Genomic DNA, 23,851 nt, shown 5'->3' with positions numbered 1-23,851 from the left:
TAAATAGTCTTTAAATAGAAATAGGAGGGAGACATTTAATGATAAATACTGAAAGATTAAATTTAATGATTCCAAGTTCCTCGCATTTAATTGAACTTTATAATATTTGTAGTCATCCACAAGCAAATATATACACTCCCAAAGGTTTACATAATTCCAAATTAGACACACAACGGTGGATTGAAAAATGGCAAAACCATTGGCAACAATATCAATTTGGTTACTTTGTATTGGTGAAAAAAATAGATTGTAGTGTTATTGGTATTTGTGGATATGAATATCGACAATTAAAGCAAGAAACAGTACTAAATTTATTTTATAAATTACATCCAAGTTTTGAAGGACAAGGGTACGCATGTGAGGCTATTACAGCAATCACAAATTTTGTGAATTATATCGATCAAGAAACAGTAAAAGTTATCAGGACAAATAAGTGTAACCAACGTTCAATAAATTTAGCAGAAAGGCTTAAATTCAAGCGAGACAAAGCTATGGACGACATTATCAATCAAGGAGATATTGTGTTTTATAAATAAAATACTATGACATTATCTAAAAAATAAAATTAAAATCCCAACAGTTTCTTAAAAAGTTATGAGCCACATAATAAAAATGTTATAATTGTGCATAATAAAACATAGGGAGAATGTTTAATGCATAAAAAATATTTATTGCTATTTTTTCTGTTATTATCAGTTGCATTGCTATATAGCTGTTCCAAGCAAAATGAGAAAGCTCAAAATAAATCTGTTAATCCAAATGAGTATGCAAAGCATAAATCGAAAATGGATGAACATTGGGAAACATATCACGGCCAAGTTTATCATGTGTTTTATCACCCATTAATTACAGACCCAAAAGTTGCGTTTACAGGAGATACACACCAAGCTAAGGGCAACAATGATTGGATGATTACTGTAAGTGAATTTAAAAAATCATTGAACGAATTATATAAAAATAATTACATCATCGTTAATCCACATGATGTATACGACTTATCATCTCATCATGTAAAAGCCAAAAAAATAAAATTGCCGAAAGGTAAAAAGCCACTAATCATCTCAATTGATGATATGAATTACTATAGTTACATGAGACACCATGGTTATGCTGACCGTTTAGTACTCGATAAAAATAAACATGTTGTTTCTGAAACTACAGACAAAAAAGGTCATGCTACTTATTCTGATGACAATGATATCGTGCCAATTTTAAATAAATTTGTAAAAGAGCATCCAGATTTTTCTTTAAATGGTGAAAAAGGTGTTGTTGCTTTAACCGGTTATGAGGGCGTATTAGGTTATCGCACGAATGAATTAACGAGTAAAGATTATACAAAGAATAAAAAGGCAGCTGAGGAAGTTGTTCGCGCAATGAAACGGGATGGATGGTCATTTGCGAGTCATTCATATGGTCACATTAATTTTGAAAAAACATCTTTAGAAGGTATTAAACGTGATACTAAAAGATGGAAAGATGAAGTTGAACCAATTGTAGGTAAAACAGATATGTTTGTATTTCCACATGGCGCACAGGATAGACATACACAAGCGTATGATTATTTGGTAGATGAAGCAGAGTTTAAGTTTATTGCAGGTGTCGGTCCAAACAATTTTACAGATATATCAGCAACGAACGTTTACCAAGATAGGGTTGCGATTGATGGTCTAAACTTATTTGAATTTAAATATAAACTCAAACCGTTTTTTAATCCTGAAAATGTATATAGTAAACAAGATAGACAATTCTTTAAAGGTAATCGGGATTATGAAGAATAGTTAAATTTAATAAAAAGATAGAAAGAAAATAACTTTACATAATAAGGCAAGCACAATATGTGCAAGAAGTACAACTTCAATATAAAAATCTTGGTTTAGCATTTTTATAGGCACAAATGTCTTGCCTTTTTCTTTTGTAAAAATTTAAAAACAATACACCGAATTTTCTGAAAAAGGTTGTAATGTATTGCTAAAAATGATAAGTTATTAATCATATTACACTTTAGTGTGGTAGAGAAGTAAAGTAAACAACGAAAATACCAAGTGATTTTAAATACAGTATTGAAAGTAAAGGGTGGTCGAGTGAATAATTCAGAACAATTAATTGCGTTAAAAGAATCGGAAACAGCATTTTTAAAATATTTTAATAAAGCGGATTATGAGTTAGTTGATTTTAGTGTGGTTGAAAAGTTGGACTGGAAACAATTGAACCATGAGGATTTGCAGCAGATGGGTGAGCGAAATTTTTGGCAACATGAGCATCAAATTTATGCACTTCGAAATGATTTTACAGATCAATTATTGCGTTATTACTCAATGTATCCAACTGCAGCAACAAAAGTGGCATACACAGGTTTAATCATTCGGAATAATGAAGCGGCTGTACAAGTGGGTTTGGAAAACTATGCACCATCATTAGCGAATGTACAACAGAGCTTAAAGCTATTTATTCAGTTTATTCAACAGCAGTTGAGAGACAACGTGCATTTTGTTGTATTGGGACATTATCAATTGCTTGATGCCTTACTCGATAAATCGTTACAAACACCAGACATACTATCAATGATTGAGGAACGTAATTTATCGGGACTGGTTACATATTTGTCGACTGAACATCCAATCGTGCAAATCTTGAAAGAGAATACGCAACAACAATTAAATGTATTGGAACACTATATTCCAAATGACCATCCAGCACTCGTTGAATTAAAAATATGGGAACGTTGGTTACATACACAAGGTTACAAAGACATCCATTTAGATATTACTGCGCAGCCACCTAGATCCTATTACACAGGCTTATTTATTCAATGTCATTTTGCTGAAAATGAATCTCGAGTTTTAACAGGTGGTTATTACAAAGGAAGCATCGAAGGGTTTGGATTAGGATTAACACTTTAAGTAAGGGAGTATGCACAATGTTAAGAATCGCCATAGCCAAAGGACGTCTAATGGATAGTTTAATTAACTATTTAGATGTAATTGAATATACGACATTATCAGAAACATTAAAAAATAGAGAACGCCAATTATTATTAAGTGTAGATAATATTGAATGCATTTTAGTAAAAGGAAGTGACGTGCCAATCTATGTGGAACAAGGAATGGCCGACATAGGCATTGTTGGTAGCGACATATTAGATGAGCGCCAATATAATATTAATAATTTGTTGAATATGCCTTTTGGAGCATGTCATTTTGCGGTTGCAGCGAAACCTGAAACGACCAATTATCGTAAAATCGCAACGAGTTATGTTCATACTGCTGAAACATATTTTAAATCAAAAGGTATTGATGTCGAATTGATTAAATTGAATGGTTCTGTTGAATTAGCTTGTGTCGTAGATATGGTAGACGGAATTGTCGACATCGTTCAAACAGGTACTACGCTAAAAGCGAACGGACTGGTTGAAAAGCAACATATTAGTGATATCAATGCAAGATTAATAACTAATAAAGCAGCTTATTTTAAAAAATCACAATTAATAGAGCAATTTATTCGCTCTTTGGAGGTGTCTATTGCCAATGCTTAATGCACAACAATTTTTAAATCAATTTTCATTAGAAGCACCATTAGATGAGTCATTGTATCCAATTATTCGCGATATTTGTCAGGAAGTTAAAGTTCATGGAGATAAGGCTTTGAAAATGTATAATCTAACATTCGATCATACGAAAACAGATCATTTAGAAATTAGTCATGAACAAATTAAAGCAGCATTTGACACATTAGATGAAAAAACAAAACAAGCATTACAACAAAGTTATGAAAGAATTAAAGCATATCAAGAAAGTATTAAGCAGACGAATCAACAGTTAGAAGAATCAGTGGAGTGTTATGAAATATACCATCCACTAGAAAGTGTGGGTATTTATGTGCCTGGTGGCAAAGCAAGTTATCCATCAACGGTTCTAATGACAGCGACTTTAGCACAAGTAGCGGGTGTAGAAAATATTGTTGTTGTGACACCACCTCAACCTAACGGAGTATCCCAAGAGGTATTAGCTGCATGTTATATTACGCAAGTTAATCAAGTGTTTCAAGTTGGTGGTGCTCAAAGTATTGCTGCATTGACTTATGGAACAGAAACGATACCTAAAGTTGATAAGATTGTAGGTCCAGGTAACCAATTTGTTGCATATGCCAAAAAATATTTATTTGGACAGGTAGGTATTGATCAAATTGCAGGACCAACAGAAATAGCACTGATTATTGACGACACCGCAGATTTAGATGCCATCGTATATGATGTATTTGCGCAAGCAGAACATGATGAATTAGCACGTACATATGTCATTGGTGAAGATGCGCAAGTCCTTAAAGATTTAGAATCACGTATTGCTAAAGCATTGCCTAATGTGGACAGATACGACATTGTTTCTAAAAGTATCGCTAATCAACACTACCTTATCCATGCTAGTAATTTTGATGAAGCATGCCATGTCATGAATACAATCGCGCCTGAACATGCGTCGATTCAAACAGTAAATCCTCAACCATATATTGAAAAAGTGAAATATGTGGGTGCATTGTTTATTGGACATTATTCGCCAGAGGTCATAGGAGATTACGTTGCAGGTCCAAGTCATGTATTACCTACAAATAGAACAGCTAGATTTACCAATGGGTTATCGGTCAATGATTTCTTAACACGGAACACGGTCATCCATTTATCAAAAGATACGTTTGAACAAATTGCTGATTCAGCACAACATATTGCTCATGTTGAAGCATTATACAATCACCAGCAGTCTATTTTAATACGTCAGTCTTAGGGGAGTGTAATTGAAATGATTTATATTGATAAAAATGAAAGTCCAGTTACGCCGTTGGATGAAAAAACAATGACGTCTATTATTAGTGCAACGCCATATAATTTATATCCTGATGCAGCATATGAACAATTCAAGGAAGCTTATGCTAAGTTTTACGGATTATCGCCTGAACAAATTATTGCAGGAAATGGATCTGATGAATTGATTCAAAAGTTAATGCTGATCATGCCAGAAGGTCCGGCATTAACGCTAAATCCTGATTTTTTTATGTATCAAGCATATGCGGCACAAGTAAATCGTGAAATTGCATTTGTAGATGCAGGATCAGATTTAACGTTTGATTTGGAAACCATTTTAACGAAAATCGATGAAGTACAACCATCATTTTTTATTATGAGTAATCCACATAACCCTTCAGGCAAGCAATTTGATACGGCATTTTTAACAGCTATTGCAGATAAGATGAAAGCATTAAACGGATACTTTGTCATTGATGAAGCATATTTAGATTATGGTACGGCATATGACGTGGAACTGGCACCACACATCTTAAGAATGCGTACATTATCAAAGGCGTTTGGAATTGCCGGCTTAAGATTAGGTGTCTTAATTAGTACTGCTGGAACGATAAAGCATATTCAAAAAATAGAACATCCATATCCATTAAATGTATTTACGCTAAATATTGCGACTTATATTTTTAGACATAGAGAAGAGACAAGAGTATTTTTAACGATGCAACGACAGTTAGCTGAGCAGTTAAAACAAATATTTGATACACATGTTGCAGATAAAATGTCAGTATTCCCATCAAATGCCAATTTTGTACTTACTAAAGGTTCAGCAGCGCACCAATTAGGACAATACGTATATGAACAAGGATTTAAACCTCGCTTTTATGATGAGCCGGTGATGAAGGGCTATGTAAGATACTCAATTGCAACAGCATCGCAGTTAAAGCAATTAGAAGAAATTGTTAAAGAATGGAGCGCAAAATATGATTTATCAAAAACAACGAAACACAGCTGAAACACAACTAAATATTTCAATATCAGATGACCAGTCACCATCGCATATTAATACAGGTGTGGGCTTTTTAAATCATATGTTAACATTGTTTACATTTCATAGCGGTCTGTCATTAAACATTGAGGCACAAGGTGATATTGACGTAGATGATCACCATGTAACTGAAGATATCGGCATTGTCATTGGCCAATTGTTACTTGAAATGATTAAAGATAAAAAGCATTTCGTTCGTTATGGAACGATGTACATTCCAATGGATGAAACATTAGCACGTGTCGTTGTGGATATAAGTGGGCGCCCATACCTATCATTCAATGCATCATTAAGTAAAGAAAAAGTTGGTACGTTTGATACGGAGTTAGTAGAAGAATTTTTTAGAGCGGTCGTAATCAATGCAAGATTAACAACGCATATTGATTTAATTCGTGGAGGTAATACACACCATGAAATTGAAGCTATATTCAAAGCGTTTTCCCGTGCATTAGGCATAGCGCTAACTGCAACTGATGATCAGCGTGTGCCGTCATCGAAAGGTGTGATTGAATGATTGTCATCGTTGATTATGGATTAGGGAATATTAGTAATGTAAAACGCGCTATTGAACATTTAGGGTATGAGGTGGTTGTCTCAAATACCTCAAAAATAATCGATCAAGCAGAAACAATCATATTGCCCGGTGTCGGCCATTTTAAAGATGCGATGTCAGAGATAAAACGATTAAATCTCAATGCAATATTGGCTAAGAATACTGATAAGAAGATGATTGGTATTTGTTTAGGCATGCAATTAATGTATGAGCATAGTGATGAAGGCGATGCATCTGGATTAGGGTTTATCCCAGGAAATATTTCGCGTATCCAAACAGAATACCCAGTGCCGCACTTAGGTTGGAATAATTTAGTGAGTAAGCATCCTATGTTAAATCAAGATGTTTACTTCGTACATTCTTACCAAGCGCCGATGTCAGAAAATGTCATTGCATATGCGCAGTATGGGGCTGATATTCCGGCAATTGTTCAATTTAACAATTATATTGGTATTCAATTCCATCCTGAAAAAAGCGGTACATATGGGTTACAAATTTTGCGTCAGGCAATACAAGGGGGATTTATAAATGATTGAATTATGGCCAGCGATTGATTTGATTGGGTCAACAAGTGTGAGGTTAACAGAGGGTAAATATGATAGTGAAGAAAAAATGTCGCGTTCGGCTGAAGAAAGTATTGCTTACTATAGTCAATTTGAATGTGTGAATCGTATTCATATCGTCGACTTGATAGGTGCTAAGGCACAGTATGCCCGAGAGTTTGATTATATTAAGTCATTGAGGAGATTAACAACCAAAGATATTGAAGTAGGTGGTGGCATTCGTACGAAGTCACAAATCATGGACTACTTTGCCGCAGGGATTAATTATTGCATAGTTGGAACGAAAGGCATTCAAGATACTGATTGGCTTAAAGAGATGGCACATACATTTCCAGGTCGTATTTATCTGTCAGTTGATGCTTATGGAGAAGATATTAAAGTGAACGGATGGGAAGAGGACACAGAGTTAAATTTATTTAGTTTTGTGAGACAGTTATCGGATATACCTCTTGGAGGCATTATATATACTGATATTGCTAAAGATGGCAAAATGTCCGGACCTAACTTTGAATTAACTGGTCAATTAGTAAAGGCAACGACGATTCCTGTCATTGCTTCCGGTGGTATTAGACATCAGCAAGATATTCAACGATTAGCGTCGCTAAATGTTCACGCTGCTATTATAGGAAAGGCTGCACATCAAGCATCTTTTTGGGAGGGGCTAGAATGATTAAAAAACGTATCATTCCATGTTTAGATGTCAAAGATGGTCGTGTCGTTAAAGGGATTCAATTTAAAGGATTAAGGGATATAGGGAATCCTGTTGATTTAGCAATATATTACAATGAAGCGGGTGCTGATGAATTAGTATTTTTAGACATCTCTAAGACGGAAGAGGGTCATAGCTTAATGCTAGAAGTGATTGAACAGACAGCGTCACGCTTGTTTATCCCTCTTACTGTAGGGGGTGGGATTCAAAGTCTCGATGATATTACCCAATTGTTAAATCATGGTGCAGATAAAGTATCATTAAATTCAAGTGCTTTAAAAAATCCACAGCTCATTAAACAAGCGAGTGATAAATTCGGTAGACAATGCATCTGTATAGCAATTGATAGCTATTATGATCCTGAAAGAAAAGCACATTATTGTTGTACGCATGGTGGTAAAAAAATGACAAATATTAAAGTATATGACTGGGTACAGCAAGTAGAACAGTTAGGTGCAGGTGAGCTCCTCGTTACAAGTATGGGACATGATGGTATGAAACAAGGATTTGATATTGAGCATCTTGCAAAAATAAAATCCCTTGTAAATATTCCAATCATTGCTTCTGGTGGTGGTGGCAATGCACAACACTTTGTAGAACTATTTAATCAGACGGATGTTTCTGCAGGTTTAGCTGCAAGTATATTACATGACCGAGAAACGACGGTTCAATCAATTAAAGAAGTGATACGGCAAGGGGGTATAGCAGTAAGATGACCAAATATAAAATTGATTTTAGCAAAGGTTTAGTGCCAGCAATTTTACAAGATAATCAAACAAAACAAGTATTGATGTTGGGTTATATGAATCAAGAAGCTTTTGATAAAACGATAGAAGATGGTGTGGTATGTTTCTATTCGCGGTCGAAACAACGTCTATGGACAAAAGGTGAAACATCTGGTCATACGCAACTTGTTAAAGATATTCATGTAGATTGCGACAATGATACTATTTTAATTGATGTCATACCAAATGGACCAACATGTCATACAGGCAGTCAAAGTTGTTTCAACACAGAAGTTCCATTTTCAGTGCAAACATTAGCGCAGACAGTTCAAGATAGTGCCCAATCCAATAATGAAAAGTCATATACAAAATATTTATTAACAGAAGGTATAGAAAAGATTACAAAAAAATACGGTGAAGAAGCTTTTGAAGTCGTAATTGAAGCAATTAAAGGTGACAAAAAAGCATTTGTAAGTGAAGTAGCAGATGAACTTTATCATTTATTTGTCTTGATGCATGCGCTAGGCGTCGATTTTTCAGAAATTGAGGCGGAATTAGCGCGTAGACATCATAAGCGCAATAACTTTAAAGGTGAACGACAAAATATCGAACAGTGGTAAAGCAAGTATGGACTAAGATATAAGGAAAAGGATCATGGCTTATACACTTACAAATATTGTGGAAAACGTGACATTTTCAAGTTTAAAATACGACACCAACATATTTTAACTATGAATGCTGTGATGGTACTAAAGTTGCGAACTCGTTATAGATAAGTAGTGGATAATCACAATACGAAATCAAAAATAATTATGAAAAGTAAATTGAGCAACTCAGGAATAGATGTCACTGTTAAAGATGTCGAAAAGTATATGAATCGATATAATGAAGTTATGATGGGAAAAAATGGCGAAAAAGCTAAAGAGTTATGTTTGTCGTTACTACCTATTAATATCATAGTTGTCTTTACATTCTTTGTATTTATACTATAAATACAAATATATCTAGCCTGAAATAGAAATGTCATAGCCTATTTAAAAGACAATCTCCATTAGAACTAAGATGTGCATCCCGAAAGTTAGACTAAAAAACTAACTTTATGGGGTGTATTTTTATGCTAATCATCATAAATTCGAGATTAAGTTAAAGGTAGTTCAAGAGTAATTAAACAATAAATTAAAAATAGTAGGATACTTACTTTGAGGGAAGAAAATTAACTGTATATATTTAATGTAGGAACAAGTATTACGGTTTATCCTGATACAATCATTGTGGATGGGATGATATTTTTAGGTTTAAAATACGACACCAGCAAACATAATAACTGTAATAGCTCATAAATCTCTCCATACAGCTAATCTAAAAAAATAATACATCATTGGAATCAAGACCCAAGCATGTAAATATTAAAAATCACAAAAGATATATGTAAAAAAGTTACAATTTGCATAATTAAATTGTGTCTAATTATTGACTAATTAAATTTTGCCAAATATAATATTAATTAATAATTTGAAATGATTAGCGTATACACTTTAAATTCTCTTTGGAGAATATATTTTTTAAATACAAATGTAAACGCTTTCTCGTCAAATTAAACAATAGAAAGGATGGTCATTATGAGTGCTTGGTTAAGTAAATTATTTGAGTTTATTCCTCGAATAATTATCAATTTGTTTATCTAAACTAAAAAAATAGAGGTGCTGACAATGATGAAAAGTCAAAATAAGTATAGTATTCGTAAATTTAGTGTAGGTGCATCTTCCATTTTAATAGCTACATTACTATTTTTAAGTGGTGGACAAGCACAAGCAGCTGAGAAGCAAGTGAATATGGGAAATTCACAGGAGGATACAGTTACAGCACAATCTATTGGGGATCAACAAACTAGGGAAAATGCTAATTATCAACGTGAAAACGGTGTTGACGAACAGCAACATACTGAAAATTTAACTAAGAACTTGCATAATGATAAAACAATATCAGAAGAAAATCATCGTAAAACAGATGATTTGAATAAAGATCAACTAAAGGATGATAAAAATTCATCGCTTAATAATAAAAATATTCAACGTGATACAACAAAAAATAACAATGCTAATCCTAGCGATGTAAATCAAGGGTTAGAACAGGCTATTAATGATGGCAAACAAAGTAAAGTGGCGTCACAGCAACAGTCAAAAGAGGTAGATAATAGTCAAGATTCAAACGCTAATAACAATCTACCTTCACAAAGTTTAACAAAAGAAGCACCATCATTAAATAAGTCAGATCAAACAAGTCAACGAGAAATTGTTAATGAGACAGAAATAGAGAAAGTACAACCACAACAAAATAATCAAGCGAATGATAAAATTACTAACCACAATTTTAACAATGAACAAGAAGTGAAACCTCAAAAAGACGAAAAAACACTATCAGTTTCAGATTTAAAAAACAATCAAAAATCACCAGTAGAACCAACAAAAGACAATGACAAGAAAAATGGATTAAATTTATTAAAAAGTAGTGCAGTAGCCACGTTACCGAATAAGGGGACAAAGGAACTTACTGCAAAAGCGAAAGATGATCAAACGAATAAAGTTGCCAAACAAGGGCAGTATAAAAATCAAGATCCTATCGTTTTAGTGCATGGTTTCAATGGGTTTACAGATGATATTAATCCTTCAGTGTTAGCTCATTATTGGGGCGGTAATAAAATGAACATTCGCCAAGATTTAGAAGAAAATGGTTACAAAGCTTATGAAGCAAGTATAAGTGCTTTTGGAAGTAACTATGACCGCGCAGTTGAACTTTATTATTATATCAAAGGCGGTCGTGTAGATTATGGTGCAGCACATGCAGCAAAATATGGACATGAACGTTATGGAAAAACATACGAAGGAATTTACAAAGACTGGAAACCAGGACAGAAGGTACACCTAGTTGGACATAGTATGGGCGGTCAAACGATACGTCAACTAGAAGAATTACTGCGTAATGGTAATCGTGAAGAAATAGAGTATCAAAAGAAACATGGTGGCGAAATTTCTCCACTATTCAAAGGTAATAATGACAACATGATTTCATCAATTACTACTTTAGGAACACCACATAATGGTACACACGCATCAGATTTAGCTGGTAATGAAGCTTTAGTGAGACAAATCGTATTTGATATCGGTAAAATGTTTGGTAATAAAAATTCAAGAGTAGACTTCGGGTTGGCTCAATGGGGTCTAAAACAGAAGCCAAATGAATCATATATTGATTATGTCAAACGCGTTAAACAATCTAATTTATGGAAATCAAAAGATAATGGATTTTACGATCTGACGCGTGAGGGTGCAACAGATTTAAATCGTAAAACGTCGTTGAACCCTAACATTGTGTATAAAACATACACTGGTGAAGCAACGCACAAAGCATTAAATAGCGATAGACAAAAAGCAGACTTAAATATGTTTTTCCCATTTGTGATTACTGGTAACTTAATCGGTAAAGCAACTGAAAAAGAATGGCGAGAAAACGATGGTTTAGTATCCGTTATTTCTTCTCAACATCCATTTAATCAAGCTTATACAAATGCGACGGATAAAATTCAAAAAGGCATTTGGCAAGTGACGCCTACAAAACATGATTGGGATCATGTTGACTTTGTAGGACAAGACAGTTCTGATACAGTGCGCACAAGAGAAGAATTACAAGATTTTTGGCATCATTTAGCAGACGATTTAGTGAAAACTGAAAAGGTGACTGATACTAAGCAAGCATAATTTATAAAGTAAAGGGAGGTATATACAATGACAGCAGACTTCTTTCAATTAATCGGATCATTATTTAGAATTCTAAAAGAATTATTCAAGTAATATCTTGGCGGGGCCCCAACAAAAAGAATTTCGAAAAGAAATTCTACAAACAATGCAAGTTGGGGTGGGACGACGAAATAAATTTTGCGAAAATATCATTTCTGTCCCACTCCCATTGGCATTTACGAAGTTTAAATGTGCAATTAGAATATATGTATAACATTATTAAACACGCGGTAAAACGAAGTCAGTCAATTCAAACTGATTTCGCCCACCGCGTGTTTTTAATATAGCTTAATAATTAATAAGCATTAATGTTCAATTTATATGGTTGTTTTCCAATAATAAACCTAAAGATATAGAATTCACGCAATATCATACCGACACCTATACATAACCCTAAAATGAATAGTAGTGATATCGCTAGAAAGACCATTGTATTATCCTCAAATATATTTGTATATGCAAACAATGAGTCTAGAATGATTGGATGTAATAAATAAATAAAGAATGAGAAAGCACTAATCATTTGAATCGTATTAAATAACATTGTTTTAAAATGCGTGCAAATACCCAAGATAACAATAAACATAATACTATTATATGGTGTTAATGAATATGAAAAGCTGGTAACGTTCCAATAGTCTCCATTTGCTAACGCAATAAACACAAAATAAGTAGCTACAGCTAATACAATCATAATAACTAAATAACGTTCTAAGAAATTTAATACACGTTCGTAGTTATAACCCATATATGCACCTAAAAAGAAATAAAAAATCCATCCGAATATTATAGTGTTTTCACTTAATGGATAATAGTGTAGCACGGTATCGTGAAACGCTGTGTTGTTCGTAAAGTAATATAAAAATGATTGCTGTAAAATAAAAGATAACAATAATAATATTTTACTGTTGAATAGGTTATAGTTAATTTTAAAAATGATATAACTCAAAATAAAGAATTGCATGATAACAACGATAAAATAGCCATACCATTGACCTAATAGGACATTTTCAATGAATTGTTTATTGAAACTTGAATCTGTTAATAATGATTCACTATAACTGTAAAACAATCCCATTAATATGTAAGGAATAAGTATATATTTTACGCGTGTAGTTAAGTATCTATAGGTGACTTTTTGGTAATTCAAGGTTGTCAGTAACTGTGACAAGATAATAAAGCAAGGTGTACCAAAAATCACAATATTACGAATGTAAAATTGTAATACTAAGGATCCTCCCTCCATATTTTCATGTTTTAAAGTAATTTGTGTAAGTAAATGTGTGATAATAATAATTGCACATATAATAGCACGTAAATATACGAGTTCAAGTCTAATCTTTTTCATGGAATCCGTCCCATCTCTTAATTAAATGCTCAAAAGCATCATCACTAATTAATATTCTAGGGATGTAATAATCATTGGAGTTCGGAGTGACTGCTTTTTCCTCTAATGAAAAACCGTATTTTAACCCAGCTTTTTTGATTACCGGTAATTTATCGTCATTCATCAAGCCATAAGGATAGGCTATAGTTTTCTGCGACTTTTTAAAGTTTTTAGTTAGATATTTTTCACTTTTGTTTAAATCTTTTATGATTGTAGCTTCAGAAGCTTTCATTAATTTTGACTTATTATTTTTAGATAAGTTATGCAAATCGTGGGTATGTGTTTCAAATTCCCATAACCCAGTTTTATACATTTCTTTTAGTTCTTTTTTACTAATCATATCGAGGTTGTGAAAGTTTTCTTCCCCAACATGACCTGTGATAATAAACCCAGTTGCCGGTATTTTATATTTTTTTAAGATTGGATAAGCATTTTCATAAATAGTTTCATCCATATCATCAAAGTTAATCCATACACTTCGTTTTGGAAACTTACCTTTTTTCTTGTAATATAAAAATTCTTTCAAGGTTAAAAATTTAGCATCATGTGATTTTAGCCATTTTATTTGAGATTCAAATTGTGATTGACTAACACTATAATTTTTAATTTCTTTACTACTAGAAAAGAAGTAAATAAAATTATTCAGAAAATTCGCTTTTCTTACACGGTGATAATTTAATGCCAGAGCACTATTTTCTTTATATTTCAGTTTTTTAGGTGAATCGTCATCTGCATTTGCAATATGATGACCATCCAGTGTGCTTACAGGCAATATGATCAAGATACTCAACACTAAAATTATTAATTTTCTATACTTCACGATTCTCTTCCTCTCTGCCATTTTTGAATCAATATGCTAATTGTAAAAAATACAAAAATGATAATCGCGAAAATGCCCATAGTTTCAAATATATCTAAAATTTCAGTATTTTCAATGTTTAAAGCAACACGTATTGTATTGATACTTTCGTCATGAATTTCAAATATAGTACCAATATAAACGAGTAGAACAACTAAACAATATATCCAAAAGACACACGATATAGCGATAAGTGCTGTTTCTCTTACAATATTTAGCGATGATTTTAGCGTTGGGTATTCCCTCTGTCTGGGCTTGACCATGTTGCGTAACCACCTTTCTTACGTTTTAATGCTTTTGGAAATGCGACAAGAACTACTGCTGCGTTAATAATCCAGTATACTGTCGGATACCAACTTACAAATATGAGTCCAGCCATATTCTTTTTCTCGTAGCGACTATCAATAAAGAGTGCGACTGTAAATTGAATAACGTTTATAAAAGTCATAGTAAATGATGATAGTAGAAATATTGAAAAACTATATGTCATAAATGTATAGTCTAAGAAGTTTGCTGTTATGAACAAATAGCCTAAATATAGAAGCACTATATATACCCATAAAATTGAGATGATTTGCTCAAACATCAAAATATATAAAGGAAACCTTTTCGTTTTCATTGTGCTAAAAAAGTCTCGTAGTAATACTTCGTGTCCCCCTTGAGCCCATCTCACGCGTTGCTTCCAAAGACCTCCCAATGTTTCTGGAACCAACATCCAACACATGGCAAGCGGTTCATACTTAATACGATATCCACGTAAATGCAATTTCCAAGAAACTGCAATATCTTCGGTAATCATATCAGTATCCCAGTAGCCAACGTCGACAACTGCACTTTTTTTAAATAGAGTGAAGACACCCGAAATAGTATTGACTGCGCCAGCAAGTGTCTGACTTCGCTTAATACAGCCAATTAAACTTGCATATTCTATCGTTTGAATTTTACCTAAAATAGAACTCTTATTTCGAATTCTAGGATTACCTGTAACTGCACCAAGTTTTGGATCATGTTTGAAATTCTCAATCATATAATATGGTGCATCTTGATCAACGATAGTATCTGCATCCAAGCACATTACATAATCATATGAAGCCTGTTTAATGCCTTGATTGAGTGCGTTGGCTTTACCTCTGTTTTCTTGTAAATCGACGAAAATAAAGTCATTATTTTCTTTGATTTTATAGATGAGTTCTGCTGTATTATCTGAACTTCCATCATTAATGATAATAATTTCTTTCTTCTCGTATTTGAGTGCAAGAACATTAGACAACGTATCTTCAATCGTTTCACTTTCGTTATAACAGGCAAGTAAAAATGTAATGCCTTCTAATTCATCCACATTTATGTCAGGCTTCTTGTTCAATGAATATCTAATTTCTCTGGTAAAATAGAAATAAATTGAACCGACAATCCAGTAAATAGACATAAATACAGGATAAAAAAGCAAAAAGTTAAAAAATTGCAATTTCTTTACCTACCTTTCGTTAGTTAGGTTGTAAGCCATATGGTAATTGATAGTATTTTAATTTGCAATAGATTGTTGTTATAATTAAACGGAAATATTTGTAATTGCAACTTAATTTTCCTGTAACATAGTGTGATTAATTTTCAGTAGGGGGTTATAAAAATTGAAGGATAAGATTATTGATAACGCAATAACCTTATTTTCAGAGAAGGGGTATGACGGTACAACACTTGATGATATAGCTAAAAGTGTAAATATAAAGAAAGCGAGTTTATATTACCATTTTGACTCGAAAAAAAGTATTTACGAACAAAGTGTTAAATGCTGTTTTGATTACCTTAATAATATTATTATGATGAATCAAAATAAATCGAACTATTCAATTGATGCTTTATATCAATTCTTATTTGAGTTTATTTTCGACATCGAAGAAAGGTATATTAGAATGTACGTTCAATTATCTAATACGCCTGAGGAATTTTCTGGAAATATTTACGGACAAATACAAGATTTAAATCAATCATTAAGTAAAGAGATAGCAAAATTCTATGATGAATCAAAGATAAAGATGACAAAAGAAGACTTTCAGAATTTAATATTGCTGTTTCTTGAAAGTTGGTATTTGAAAGCATCCTTTTCGCAAAAATTTGGAGCAGTGGAAGAAAGTAAAAGTCAATTCAAAGATGAAGTGTATTCGCTACTAAATATATTTTTGAAGAAATAATTTTTGTTACTAGTTTGTAATAATTAACTTACTTTTGTAAAAAAAGACATGAGATTATTTTTTTAAATCTATATAAAGTTGACAATACAAATCGATATTGAGAATATTAAGATGTATATGAATTTTATAAATTAAATGCAATACATTAATATAAATATCAATTGTTGCAAAATACGATTTGTTCAATGATTTGATAATATTATTCTTTATATTTGTGAATGGTTAAGTTTGTCTTTGAACATATTATAAAAGTGTAATGTTCCCCTGAAAAGAATAAGTTGTCATCTAATTACAGGAAATCCGCATAAATTAGATGAAATGGAAAGTAATAAGTAATAATTTATTGATAAGCGCCTATGTGATGGTAAATCATGACATAGGCGCTTTTTTTTATAAGTTAAAAATGTAAATAAAAATTATATAAATTACCCACATCTTTTTAAAAGGTGTGGGCTTTATTATCATTAACCCAACTCACAGTGACGGGTTAGGCAAGGTATTGAATTACCGAGTACGGGCACGCTCGGTGTTGTAAAGAGCAAATAATCAAGTAATGATGATGCTTCTACTCGATTATAAGAAAGCCATGATAGAGTACGATGGTATCTAGTTTTATTATTAATAGGTTTGGATATTTGAAGTTGGACAATATTATATCTTGTACAAAAATATAAATAAGTTATACATAACGGTAGAGAATCATGATATAATTTTAAACGATAAAATATTTATATAAATAATTAGAGAAAATGTAGTTGTGTATGTTTTGTGGTCGTTAAACTAGATATAATTGTCCGATTTATAAAACATACATAATGAATACAATGATTGATTATGTGGAGGAAACCATGAAAGAAAAGTTTGATTTAGTAAAACTATTAAATATTCTAAAGAAGAATATTAAATTATTGCTTATTTTACCGGCAATATGTCTTGTAGTAAGTACGGCATTAACCTTCTTTGTTATGCCTGACAAATATACTGCTTCTACTCAAATACTAGTGAACATGAAAAAGTCCTCAAGTGATTTAGCTTTCCAAAATGTTCAAAGTAGTTTGCAGTCTGTTAATACATATACGGAAATTATCAAAAGTCCAAGAATTCTAGATAAAGTATCTAGAGAGTTTGATGGTCAGTATTCAACAGCTGAGTTGAATTCGTTTTTAAAAGTAACCAATCAAACAAACTCTCAGATTATTACTGTATCAGTTACAACTGGGAATAAATCTGAATCTGACAAAATTGTTAATAGAATATCTAAAGTTTTTGCACATGATATGCCTAAAATTATGAGTGTTGATAATGTTACGATACTTTCCTCAGCACATGATAATGCTGTAAAAGTATCTCCAATAGTATCTGTCAACTTAGTGATCAGCATTATTGTTGGTATTGTTTTAGCAATATTGATTATTTTCTTAAAAGAATTATTAGATAAGCGTATTAAGACAGAAGAAGATGTTGAATCGCAACTAGGATTACCTATTTTAGGTTCAATACAAAAATTTTAATTTACGAGGAATTACCATGACGAATACACGAAGAAGTACATCAAGTTTAATTGTCCATGAACAACCAAAGTCACCTATTAGCGAGAAATTTCGAGGCATAAGATCAAATATTATGTTTGCAAATCCTGACAGTGCAGTTCAAAGCATTGTAATCACTTCAGAGGCACCAGGCGCAGGTAAGTCTACAATTGCAGCAAATTTAGCAGTTGCATATGCGCAAGCAGGTTATAAAACACTAATCGTAGACGGGGATATGCGTAAACCTACGCAGCATTATATTTTTAATTTGCCAAACAATGAAGGCCTATCAAGTTTATTGCTAAATTGGTCAACTTATCAAGACAGTATTATCTCAACTGAAATTCAAGATTTAGACGTCTTGACGTCTGGGCCAATCCCACCGAATCCGTCAGAGTTAATTACATCAAGGGCATTTGCAAATTTGTATGACACATTATTGATGAATTATAACTTTGTCATTATCGATACGCCACCAGTGAACACAGTTACAGATGCGCAATTATTTTCAAAGTTTACCGGCAATGTTGTCTACGTAGTTAATTCGGAAAATAATAATAAAGATGAAGTTAAAAAAGGAAAAGAACTTATTGAAGCAACAGGTGCTAAATTATTAGGTGTAGTCTTAAATAGAATGCCTAAAGATAAAAGTGCTAGTTACTATGCATATTATGGGACTGATGAATCATGATTGATATTCATAACCATATATTAGTTGATATAGATGATGGTCCTAAAACAATTGAAAAGAGTATTGCACTATTAAAGCAAGCTAAGGATGAAGGTGTAACAAGTATTGTAGCGACACCTCATCATTTGCATCCGAGATATGATAATACATTTCAACAAGTGCTTGTGAAATTGGCGGAGTTAAGAACGCATCCAGAAGTTCAAGCATTGGATATTAAATTATTTCCCGGGCAAGAAATTAGAATTACAGATTCGATTCTGAAAGGCTTAGATAATGGTAGTATTCAAGGTATTAATCGTTCGAAATATTTATTAATTGAATTTCCAACGGGCGAAGTACCACATTATACAAAACAATTGTTTTTTGAAATACAATCGAGAGGCTACATACCAATCATTGCACATCCTGAAAGAAATAGAAGTATCGCCAAAAATCCAGAAATATTATATGAATTGGTTGCAAATGGGGCATTGAGTCAATTAACATCGAGTTCTTTAGTTGGTGGATTTGGTAAAAACATTCAAAAGTTATCATTACAATTTATAGAATGTAATTTGGCTCATTTTGTAGCTTCAGATGCACATTCATGTGACCAAAGACCATTTTTGATGCAAGAATTATTTCACAATCATAAATTGAAGAAATATTCGAATGATATTGAAGCATTACTTCGAAATGCCAGTTCAGTAATCAATGATAATTTTGTTTATTTAGACAGACCGACTAAGCCAGGAAAAGTGAAGTCGTTTTTGAAATGGTTTTAACTAAATATATTTTTTCGAATTAGACTGGTATACATGTACCAGTCTTTTTGAGTATGCTTAAAATGAATTATAATCATGATTATTTACTAATTCGTATAATACAACTTGTCTAATTGATTAAGGCGAATGGCTTTCAATAAAAAGACTCGTTTTTTATAGTGAAGGTAGTTTGAAAATAATGAATATAAAGATGAAGGTATTACTTTTGATATATAGGGCTAAGGAAGTGTTTTTATGGTATTAAGAAAAGTAATCATGCAGGACTTAGATCAAATTATTGCACTTGAAAATATTGGTTTTTCACCGGAAGAAGCTGCAACACGAGAGGCATTGAAATTGAGAATTGAACAAATTCAAGAAACTTTTATTGTAGCTGAAAAGAATGATGAAGTAATTGGATACATCAACGGTCCAGTCATAAAAGAGCGTTACATTAGCGATGATTTATTTAAAAATGTCTCCATAAATAATAGTGAAGGTGGCTATATTAGTGTGTTAGGTCTTGTTGTAGCACCAAATTATCAAGGTCAGGGTATTGCAGGTCGCTTACTAAACTATTTTGAAACTCTTGCTAAGAATCATCATCGACATGGTGTAACGTTAACATGTCGAGAATCATTAATTTCATTTTATGAAAAATATGGGTATCGTAATGAAGGTGTATCAGAATCATGTCATGGCGGTATTAAATGGTATAACCTTGTTAAAAATATAAAAAAGGATGATGAGGTGTAAATATGGTAGTTGTTTATGTAGCAGGAGGGTGTCTATGGGGTGTTGAAGCATTTTTTGCAACAATACCTGGAATTATACATACAGAAGCAGGAAGAGCAAATGGAAGAAGCTCTAAATTAGACGGTCCGTATGATGGTTATGCTGAATGTGTCAAACTTCATTTCGATGATCGTATGTTAACAATTACAGACATTATGAATTATTTATTTGAAATCATTGATCCTTACAGTGTGAATCAACAAGGAAATGATATTGGAGAAAAGTATCGAACGGGTTTATATAGTTGTGTAGATGACCACTTAATTGAAGCGCGTCAGTTCATTGAACGACGTAAAGACAGAGATCAAATTGCAGTGGAAGTCTTACCGCTGTCTAACTACATTAAAAGTGCTGAAGAACATCAGCAACATTTAGAAAAATATCCAGAAGATATGCATATGTGTCATATTTCAAAAGATTTGCTAAATAAATACAAGTGATTTTCAGAGGAGAATAGATGTTTAAATTAACCAAAATCGGAGAAATACCTAGATATACTAAGAAAAGAGGTAGGTATTATGTATACGTTTGATGCACAATCATTAACTGCTAGAGAAAACTATAAATTATTAATTGGTTCAATTATTCCACGACCTATAGCATTTGTTACAACATTAAATCAAGATGCATCAGTAAATGCAGCACCATTTAGCTTTTTTAATATTGTTAATAACCATCCGCCAATGGTTGCTATTGCAGTTCAACGTGCAGGAGGTAAGAGAAAAGATACTGCCTTGAATATAGAACGGACTGGAGACTTTGTTGTGCATATTACAGACGAAGATAATGTTCAAGATATTAATGAGACTGCAGCGCCGTTAGCATATGGTGACAGTGAGTTGAGTCGTACAGGATTATCACTTTTAACATCTACAACGATTAAGACGCCAGGAATTAAAGACGCGAAAATGAGATTCGAATGTAAACTATCGCAAATGATATTGCTTGGAGATGTATTAGATGGGGCTGATTTAATAATAGGTGAAATTGTAACTTATCATATTGATGACAGTATTTATGAGGGTGATTTTAAAATCAATCCACACGCATTACAGGCTGTTTCTCGTTTAGCCGGAAATGATTATGCTAAATTAGGGGGAATATTTACGATAAAGAGACCAGAAAAATAATAAAACACATGCTATAGCGGTGTACCGTTTATGGATTGAATCAAAAGTACACAGGTGCTAAAGTATGTGCTTCTAAAATGAAGACTATTTTTTATTACAAGAAAATGTATCTAGTAAACTTAAAGTAGCAAGACCTAATAAATCTAATGCATGTTGTGCACCTTTTTTACCTTGGCCAGCTTCGAAATGTTTGTAAGCAGCTACACTTAAAATGCCTATCGTTGATAGTGATGCAAGGCGAGAAATGTTTTTATTGATAAAGCTAGCTGAGTATAAAGCAGCAGTAGTTGCTTCTGCAATGCCGACGTATTTTACAAGTTCTTTTTGCAAGCCAAAAGTATGTTCAAACAGTTCAATCATACCCTTATCTTCTTGCAATTTAGGTTTACTGGCTTGGTATAGCTCTTTCGCAAGTTTTAAATTTGTTGCGTAACGCAAAATCATATTTAATTCCTCCCAATCTTTGGATTTTTGTGAAAGATGATTACTTTATCATTTTTACCCGTTTCTATAAAAATGAATCAATTATGTAACGTATGTGTAGTTTAGGAATGTTTGCTATGGAAATATAATTCTGTTCACTCAAAATGTATGAAATTAATGTGTAGTTTTGTCGAGTTGCTCTTTTAATTTGGTTAGATTGTTTTTTAGAGAAGTGGTACTATTTTTAAGTGCATCAACAGATTTACCTTCGTTTTGAGACATTGCGTTTATTACAGCACGAAGTTCTGTTTCTAGTATGTCAGCGTCGCCTTTAGCATTAGAACTTAATACTTTAATATCTCTTAAAAGACTATCTGATAGTAGTGCATTTTTGCCAGTCACCAATTTCGAATTGTAATTCCAACCGCTACTTAACTCAATAGCATCTAAATCGGTTATATGATTATTTGTTCTCATCATACTTTCCTCCCTCGATGGAAATTACATTAGTATCCGATTTTAAACGGCCATTTCCATCTACCATTGACGGGGAAACATCATCTTTATAAAACTGTACAAATTTTGTGCTAGGATATGATTGCATAATGTCATTTATAGATTTTTGAAGGTTCCAAGCATAGTTTTTTACTGTTTCTCTATTTTTTTCTTTATCATAATAAGCAATGAACTCTGATTTCATATTTTTTTGTATTTGTGGATATTTGTTAATCAAAGATTGTAACTGTTGATTGAATGCATCACCTTTTAAGTGCATAACAGGTTTGAATTCTTTTTTGAACTTATCCAGATCATCGATACTATCTGTTCTGAAATTCAAGTATTGCCTTGTAACGCCGTTAAATTCTTGTTTTACTTGAAGTTTTTCGCTCATCGCATAATAGCTGTCTTTTTCAATTTCACTTTATTATTATAAACTAATCATGATTGAAGTAACTATAATTAATTAAATTTACAAAAGATATCATAAATATTAATTGTATAAATCCTTATCTGAATTTTTCGAATCAAGAACGCAAATTATAAGCAACCACGTCATATATAGTTTCTACTTATAAATAAATTGTTTATTTATATTAGACGCTTATGTAAAGAGGGCGTAACCTTAAATGTAATTACTTATAAGGGGTGAAGATAGTATGAATTATTCGCCAAAACAAGGTGTAAGAAGTCATGGTTTACCGCACGACCCATTTAAAAGTAGTACAGTACCTCGTCCAATAGGTTGGATTTCTACTGTATCGAAAGATGGGAAAGATAATTTAGCGCCTTATAGTCAGTATCAAAACTTAACTTGGGATCCGCCTATGGTTATGTTCGCAGCAAATCAATCTGTTCTTGGTGATCATGAGCGTAAAGATACAGTAAAAAATGCAGAAGAGACAGGGTGGTTTGTATGGAACATGGCCACGTATGATTTAAGAGAAGCTGTTAATTTATCGTCGAAGGCACTACCACCTGAAGAGGATGAATTTGAATATGCAGGTGTGACGAAAGAAGCATGTATAGAAGCACCAGGTTATCGAGTCAAAGAATCGCCAGTACATTTTGAATGTGAGTACGTTCAAACGATTCGTATTCCGACAGGAGACCCAGTATCTACCGTAGATATTGTTATAGGAAGAGTTGCCCAAGTTCATATTGACGATAAGGTTATTCTTGATAATGGTAAATTGGACATTAAGTCGATTAAACCTATTGCCAGATTAGGATATTACGATTACACAGTAGTGAATGAGATATTTGAAATGAAAGCACCTGCAGCTTCTAAAGAAGAGTTAGCAGGTTTAGAAGGAAGAAATTTCGATAATCAATCAGATGAAAAGAGATAAGTAATTTAATCATTTTAGTGAATTCAATGCATTGTTACTAAATATTCAACTTAGTAGCGATGCATTTTTTCGCT

At 32.6% G+C, this 23,851-nt stretch carries 25 protein-coding genes and 2 pseudogenes; 20 read left to right on the top strand and 7 right to left on the bottom strand.

The genetic code is table 11. From position 1 onward, the window contains the following. Positions 1-38 precede the first annotated feature (38 nt). The 12 genes and pseudogenes from NSS86_RS12430 to lip1 all read left to right on the top strand — a co-directional run bounded on the left by NSS86_RS12430 (position 39) and on the right by lip1 (position 12,142). Positions 39-536, top strand: a complete 498-nt coding sequence (locus NSS86_RS12430) for a GNAT family protein (RefSeq protein ID WP_000610973.1) — start codon at positions 39-41, stop codon at positions 534-536. Positions 537-653: 117 nt separating this feature from the next. After that, positions 654-1,778 carry a polysaccharide deacetylase family protein gene (locus NSS86_RS12425; protein WP_000549222.1) on the top strand — a complete coding sequence of 375 codons (1,125 nt, stop codon included), beginning with the start codon at positions 654-656 and terminating at the stop codon, positions 1,776-1,778. A gap of 303 nt (positions 1,779-2,081) precedes the next feature. Continuing rightward, positions 2,082-2,900: an ATP phosphoribosyltransferase regulatory subunit gene (locus NSS86_RS12420; RefSeq protein WP_001065591.1), complete on the top strand. Its 819-nt coding sequence runs from the start codon at positions 2,082-2,084 to the stop codon at positions 2,898-2,900. Between the two features lie 17 nt (positions 2,901-2,917). Continuing rightward, complete coding sequence (gene hisG, locus NSS86_RS12415; RefSeq protein WP_000944148.1) at positions 2,918-3,532, top strand: ATP phosphoribosyltransferase; 615 nt, start codon at positions 2,918-2,920, stop codon at positions 3,530-3,532. After that, complete coding sequence (hisD, locus tag NSS86_RS12410; protein WP_000930649.1) at positions 3,525-4,775, top strand: histidinol dehydrogenase; 1,251 nt, start codon at positions 3,525-3,527, stop codon at positions 4,773-4,775. The genes hisG and hisD overlap by 8 nt, the downstream gene beginning before the upstream one ends. A 15-nt stretch (positions 4,776-4,790) precedes the next feature. Next, positions 4,791-5,804: an aminotransferase class I/II-fold pyridoxal phosphate-dependent enzyme gene (locus NSS86_RS12405; RefSeq protein ID WP_000639184.1), complete on the top strand. Its 1,014-nt coding sequence runs from the start codon at positions 4,791-4,793 to the stop codon at positions 5,802-5,804. After that, positions 5,773-6,351, top strand: coding sequence for an imidazoleglycerol-phosphate dehydratase HisB (gene hisB / locus NSS86_RS12400; protein WP_000640266.1), 579 nt, complete (start codon positions 5,773-5,775; stop codon positions 6,349-6,351). The genes NSS86_RS12405 and hisB overlap by 32 nt, the downstream gene beginning before the upstream one ends. Then, complete coding sequence (gene hisH / locus NSS86_RS12395; RefSeq protein WP_000635623.1) at positions 6,348-6,926, top strand: imidazole glycerol phosphate synthase subunit HisH; 579 nt, start codon at positions 6,348-6,350, stop codon at positions 6,924-6,926. The genes hisB and hisH overlap by 4 nt, the downstream gene beginning before the upstream one ends. Further along, positions 6,919-7,623, top strand: coding sequence for a 1-(5-phosphoribosyl)-5-((5-phosphoribosylamino)methylideneamino)imidazole-4-carboxamide isomerase (gene hisA, locus NSS86_RS12390; protein ID WP_000571742.1), 705 nt, complete (start codon positions 6,919-6,921; stop codon positions 7,621-7,623). The genes hisH and hisA overlap by 8 nt, the downstream gene beginning before the upstream one ends. Next, positions 7,620-9,007, top strand: a pseudogene (hisF, locus tag NSS86_RS12385) (imidazole glycerol phosphate synthase subunit HisF). Before hisA ends, hisF begins: the two are co-directional and overlap by 4 nt. A 192-nt stretch (positions 9,008-9,199) precedes the next feature. Next, entirely contained in the window at positions 9,200-9,379 is a 180-nt protein-coding gene (locus tag NSS86_RS12380; protein WP_000837587.1) for a hypothetical protein, read from the top strand. Between the two features lie 720 nt (positions 9,380-10,099). After that, positions 10,100-12,142, top strand: coding sequence for a YSIRK domain-containing triacylglycerol lipase Lip1 (gene lip1, locus NSS86_RS12375; RefSeq protein ID WP_000842040.1), 2,043 nt, complete (start codon positions 10,100-10,102; stop codon positions 12,140-12,142). Between the two features lie 334 nt (positions 12,143-12,476). On the opposite strand, the gene icaC is transcribed toward lip1, so the two are convergent. Genes icaC through icaA form a run of 4 tightly spaced genes read right to left on the bottom strand, consistent with a single transcriptional unit; the run spans position 12,477 to position 15,892 of the window. Next, positions 12,477-13,529, bottom strand: coding sequence for a polysaccharide intercellular adhesin biosynthesis/export protein IcaC (gene icaC, locus NSS86_RS12370; RefSeq protein ID WP_000723836.1), 1,053 nt, complete (start codon positions 13,527-13,529; stop codon positions 12,477-12,479). Continuing rightward, positions 13,516-14,388: an intercellular adhesin biosynthesis polysaccharide N-deacetylase gene (gene icaB / locus NSS86_RS12365; RefSeq protein WP_000877369.1), complete on the bottom strand. Its 873-nt coding sequence runs from the start codon at positions 14,386-14,388 to the stop codon at positions 13,516-13,518. The genes icaC and icaB overlap by 14 nt, the downstream gene beginning before the upstream one ends. Continuing rightward, complete coding sequence (gene icaD, locus NSS86_RS12360) at positions 14,385-14,690, bottom strand: intracellular adhesion protein IcaD (protein ID WP_000240580.1); 306 nt, start codon at positions 14,688-14,690, stop codon at positions 14,385-14,387. The genes icaB and icaD overlap by 4 nt, the downstream gene beginning before the upstream one ends. Next, on the bottom strand, positions 14,654-15,892 hold the full coding sequence (gene icaA / locus NSS86_RS12355; protein ID WP_001159430.1) for a poly-beta-1,6 N-acetyl-D-glucosamine synthase IcaA: 1,239 nt from the start codon (positions 15,890-15,892) through the stop codon (positions 14,654-14,656). The genes icaD and icaA overlap by 37 nt, the downstream gene beginning before the upstream one ends. Before the next feature lie 163 nt (positions 15,893-16,055). On the opposite strand from icaA, the gene icaR reads away from it, so the two are divergent. The 7 genes from icaR to NSS86_RS12320 all read left to right on the top strand — a co-directional run bounded on the left by icaR (position 16,056) and on the right by NSS86_RS12320 (position 21,504). Beyond that, positions 16,056-16,616, top strand: a complete 561-nt coding sequence (gene icaR, locus NSS86_RS12350) for an ica operon transcriptional regulator IcaR (RefSeq protein WP_000653261.1) — start codon at positions 16,056-16,058, stop codon at positions 16,614-16,616. 848 nt (positions 16,617-17,464) lie between these two features. Further along, positions 17,465-18,127 carry a YveK family protein gene (locus tag NSS86_RS12345; protein WP_000659683.1) on the top strand — a complete coding sequence of 221 codons (663 nt, stop codon included), beginning with the start codon at positions 17,465-17,467 and terminating at the stop codon, positions 18,125-18,127. Between the two features lie 16 nt (positions 18,128-18,143). Then, on the top strand, positions 18,144-18,836 hold the full coding sequence (locus tag NSS86_RS12340; protein ID WP_000185863.1) for a polysaccharide biosynthesis tyrosine autokinase: 693 nt from the start codon (positions 18,144-18,146) through the stop codon (positions 18,834-18,836). Then, positions 18,833-19,600: a tyrosine-protein phosphatase gene (locus NSS86_RS12335; RefSeq protein WP_000565310.1), complete on the top strand. Its 768-nt coding sequence runs from the start codon at positions 18,833-18,835 to the stop codon at positions 19,598-19,600. The genes NSS86_RS12340 and NSS86_RS12335 overlap by 4 nt, the downstream gene beginning before the upstream one ends. 234 nt (positions 19,601-19,834) lie before the next feature. Beyond that, positions 19,835-20,335: a GNAT family N-acetyltransferase gene (locus NSS86_RS12330; RefSeq protein WP_000244277.1), complete on the top strand. Its 501-nt coding sequence runs from the start codon at positions 19,835-19,837 to the stop codon at positions 20,333-20,335. Positions 20,336-20,337: 2 nt separating this feature from the next. Continuing rightward, positions 20,338-20,814 carry a peptide-methionine (S)-S-oxide reductase gene (locus NSS86_RS12325; RefSeq protein WP_000261962.1) on the top strand — a complete coding sequence of 159 codons (477 nt, stop codon included), beginning with the start codon at positions 20,338-20,340 and terminating at the stop codon, positions 20,812-20,814. A 78-nt stretch (positions 20,815-20,892) separates the two neighbouring features. Beyond that, positions 20,893-21,504 (top strand): flavin reductase family protein, encoded by a 612-nt coding sequence (locus NSS86_RS12320; RefSeq protein WP_000287924.1) that lies wholly within the window; start codon positions 20,893-20,895, stop codon positions 21,502-21,504. 84 nt (positions 21,505-21,588) lie between these two features. Here the strand turns inward: NSS86_RS12320 and NSS86_RS12315 are convergent, their stop codons facing one another. The 3 genes and pseudogenes from NSS86_RS12315 to NSS86_RS12305 all read right to left on the bottom strand — a co-directional run. Beyond that, entirely contained in the window at positions 21,589-21,948 is a 360-nt protein-coding gene (locus tag NSS86_RS12315; RefSeq protein WP_000603479.1) for a hypothetical protein, read from the bottom strand. 153 nt (positions 21,949-22,101) lie between these two features. Continuing rightward, the gene (locus NSS86_RS12310) at positions 22,102-22,404 is read right to left on the bottom strand and encodes a hypothetical protein (RefSeq protein WP_001260044.1); all 303 of its coding nucleotides are present in this window, start codon (positions 22,402-22,404) and stop codon (positions 22,102-22,104) included. Beyond that, positions 22,391-22,849, bottom strand: a pseudogene (locus tag NSS86_RS12305) (hypothetical protein); the annotation flags it as partial. The pseudogene NSS86_RS12305 and the gene NSS86_RS12310, both read right to left, overlap by 14 nt. Before the next feature lie 235 nt (positions 22,850-23,084). Between NSS86_RS12305 and NSS86_RS12300 the strand changes: the two are divergent. Continuing rightward, a complete protein-coding gene (locus NSS86_RS12300; RefSeq protein WP_001109873.1) occupies positions 23,085-23,777 on the top strand; it encodes a flavin reductase family protein in 693 nt (230 codons plus the stop codon). Positions 23,778-23,851 lie beyond the last annotated feature (74 nt).

This window comes from Staphylococcus sp. FSL W8-0056, assembly GCF_037963075.1.
In the GTDB taxonomy this organism is placed as follows: Bacteria; Bacillota; Bacilli; order Staphylococcales; family Staphylococcaceae; genus Staphylococcus; species Staphylococcus aureus.
The sequence above is the reverse complement of the archived record's forward strand: the minus strand, read 5'-3'. Positions and strand labels throughout refer to the sequence as shown.

Excerpts from the sequence above, each read along its gene's own strand:
- NSS86_RS12345 (WP_000659683.1), top strand. The coding sequence starts at position 17,465 with ATGAAAGAAAAGTTTGATTTAGTAAAACTATTAAATATTCTAAAGAAG.
- hisH (WP_000635623.1), top strand. The coding sequence starts at position 6,348 with ATGATTGTCATCGTTGATTATGGATTAGGGAATATTAGTAATGTAAAA.
- NSS86_RS12320 (WP_000287924.1), top strand. The coding sequence starts at position 20,893 with ATGTATACGTTTGATGCACAATCATTAACTGCTAGAGAAAACTATAAA.
- NSS86_RS12300 (WP_001109873.1), top strand. The coding sequence starts at position 23,085 with ATGAATTATTCGCCAAAACAAGGTGTAAGAAGTCATGGTTTACCGCAC.
- lip1 (WP_000842040.1), top strand. The coding sequence starts at position 10,100 with ATGAAAAGTCAAAATAAGTATAGTATTCGTAAATTTAGTGTAGGTGCA.
- NSS86_RS12380 (WP_000837587.1), top strand. The coding sequence starts at position 9,200 with ATGAAAAGTAAATTGAGCAACTCAGGAATAGATGTCACTGTTAAAGAT.
- hisG (WP_000944148.1), top strand. The coding sequence starts at position 2,918 with ATGTTAAGAATCGCCATAGCCAAAGGACGTCTAATGGATAGTTTAATT.
- NSS86_RS12430 (WP_000610973.1), top strand. The coding sequence starts at position 39 with ATGATAAATACTGAAAGATTAAATTTAATGATTCCAAGTTCCTCGCAT.
- icaC (WP_000723836.1), bottom strand. The coding sequence starts at position 13,529 with ATGAAAAAGATTAGACTTGAACTCGTATATTTACGTGCTATTATATGT.
- NSS86_RS12310 (WP_001260044.1), bottom strand. The coding sequence starts at position 22,404 with ATGAGAACAAATAATCATATAACCGATTTAGATGCTATTGAGTTAAGT.
- icaD (WP_000240580.1), bottom strand. The coding sequence starts at position 14,690 with ATGGTCAAGCCCAGACAGAGGGAATACCCAACGCTAAAATCATCGCTA.
- hisA (WP_000571742.1), top strand. The coding sequence starts at position 6,919 with ATGATTGAATTATGGCCAGCGATTGATTTGATTGGGTCAACAAGTGTG.
- NSS86_RS12405 (WP_000639184.1), top strand. The coding sequence starts at position 4,791 with ATGATTTATATTGATAAAAATGAAAGTCCAGTTACGCCGTTGGATGAA.
- hisB (WP_000640266.1), top strand. The coding sequence starts at position 5,773 with ATGATTTATCAAAAACAACGAAACACAGCTGAAACACAACTAAATATT.
- NSS86_RS12330 (WP_000244277.1), top strand. The coding sequence starts at position 19,835 with ATGGTATTAAGAAAAGTAATCATGCAGGACTTAGATCAAATTATTGCA.
- hisD (WP_000930649.1), top strand. The coding sequence starts at position 3,525 with ATGCTTAATGCACAACAATTTTTAAATCAATTTTCATTAGAAGCACCA.
- NSS86_RS12315 (WP_000603479.1), bottom strand. The coding sequence starts at position 21,948 with ATGATTTTGCGTTACGCAACAAATTTAAAACTTGCGAAAGAGCTATAC.
- NSS86_RS12335 (WP_000565310.1), top strand. The coding sequence starts at position 18,833 with ATGATTGATATTCATAACCATATATTAGTTGATATAGATGATGGTCCT.
- NSS86_RS12325 (WP_000261962.1), top strand. The coding sequence starts at position 20,338 with ATGGTAGTTGTTTATGTAGCAGGAGGGTGTCTATGGGGTGTTGAAGCA.
- NSS86_RS12425 (WP_000549222.1), top strand. The coding sequence starts at position 654 with ATGCATAAAAAATATTTATTGCTATTTTTTCTGTTATTATCAGTTGCA.
- NSS86_RS12340 (WP_000185863.1), top strand. The coding sequence starts at position 18,144 with ATGACGAATACACGAAGAAGTACATCAAGTTTAATTGTCCATGAACAA.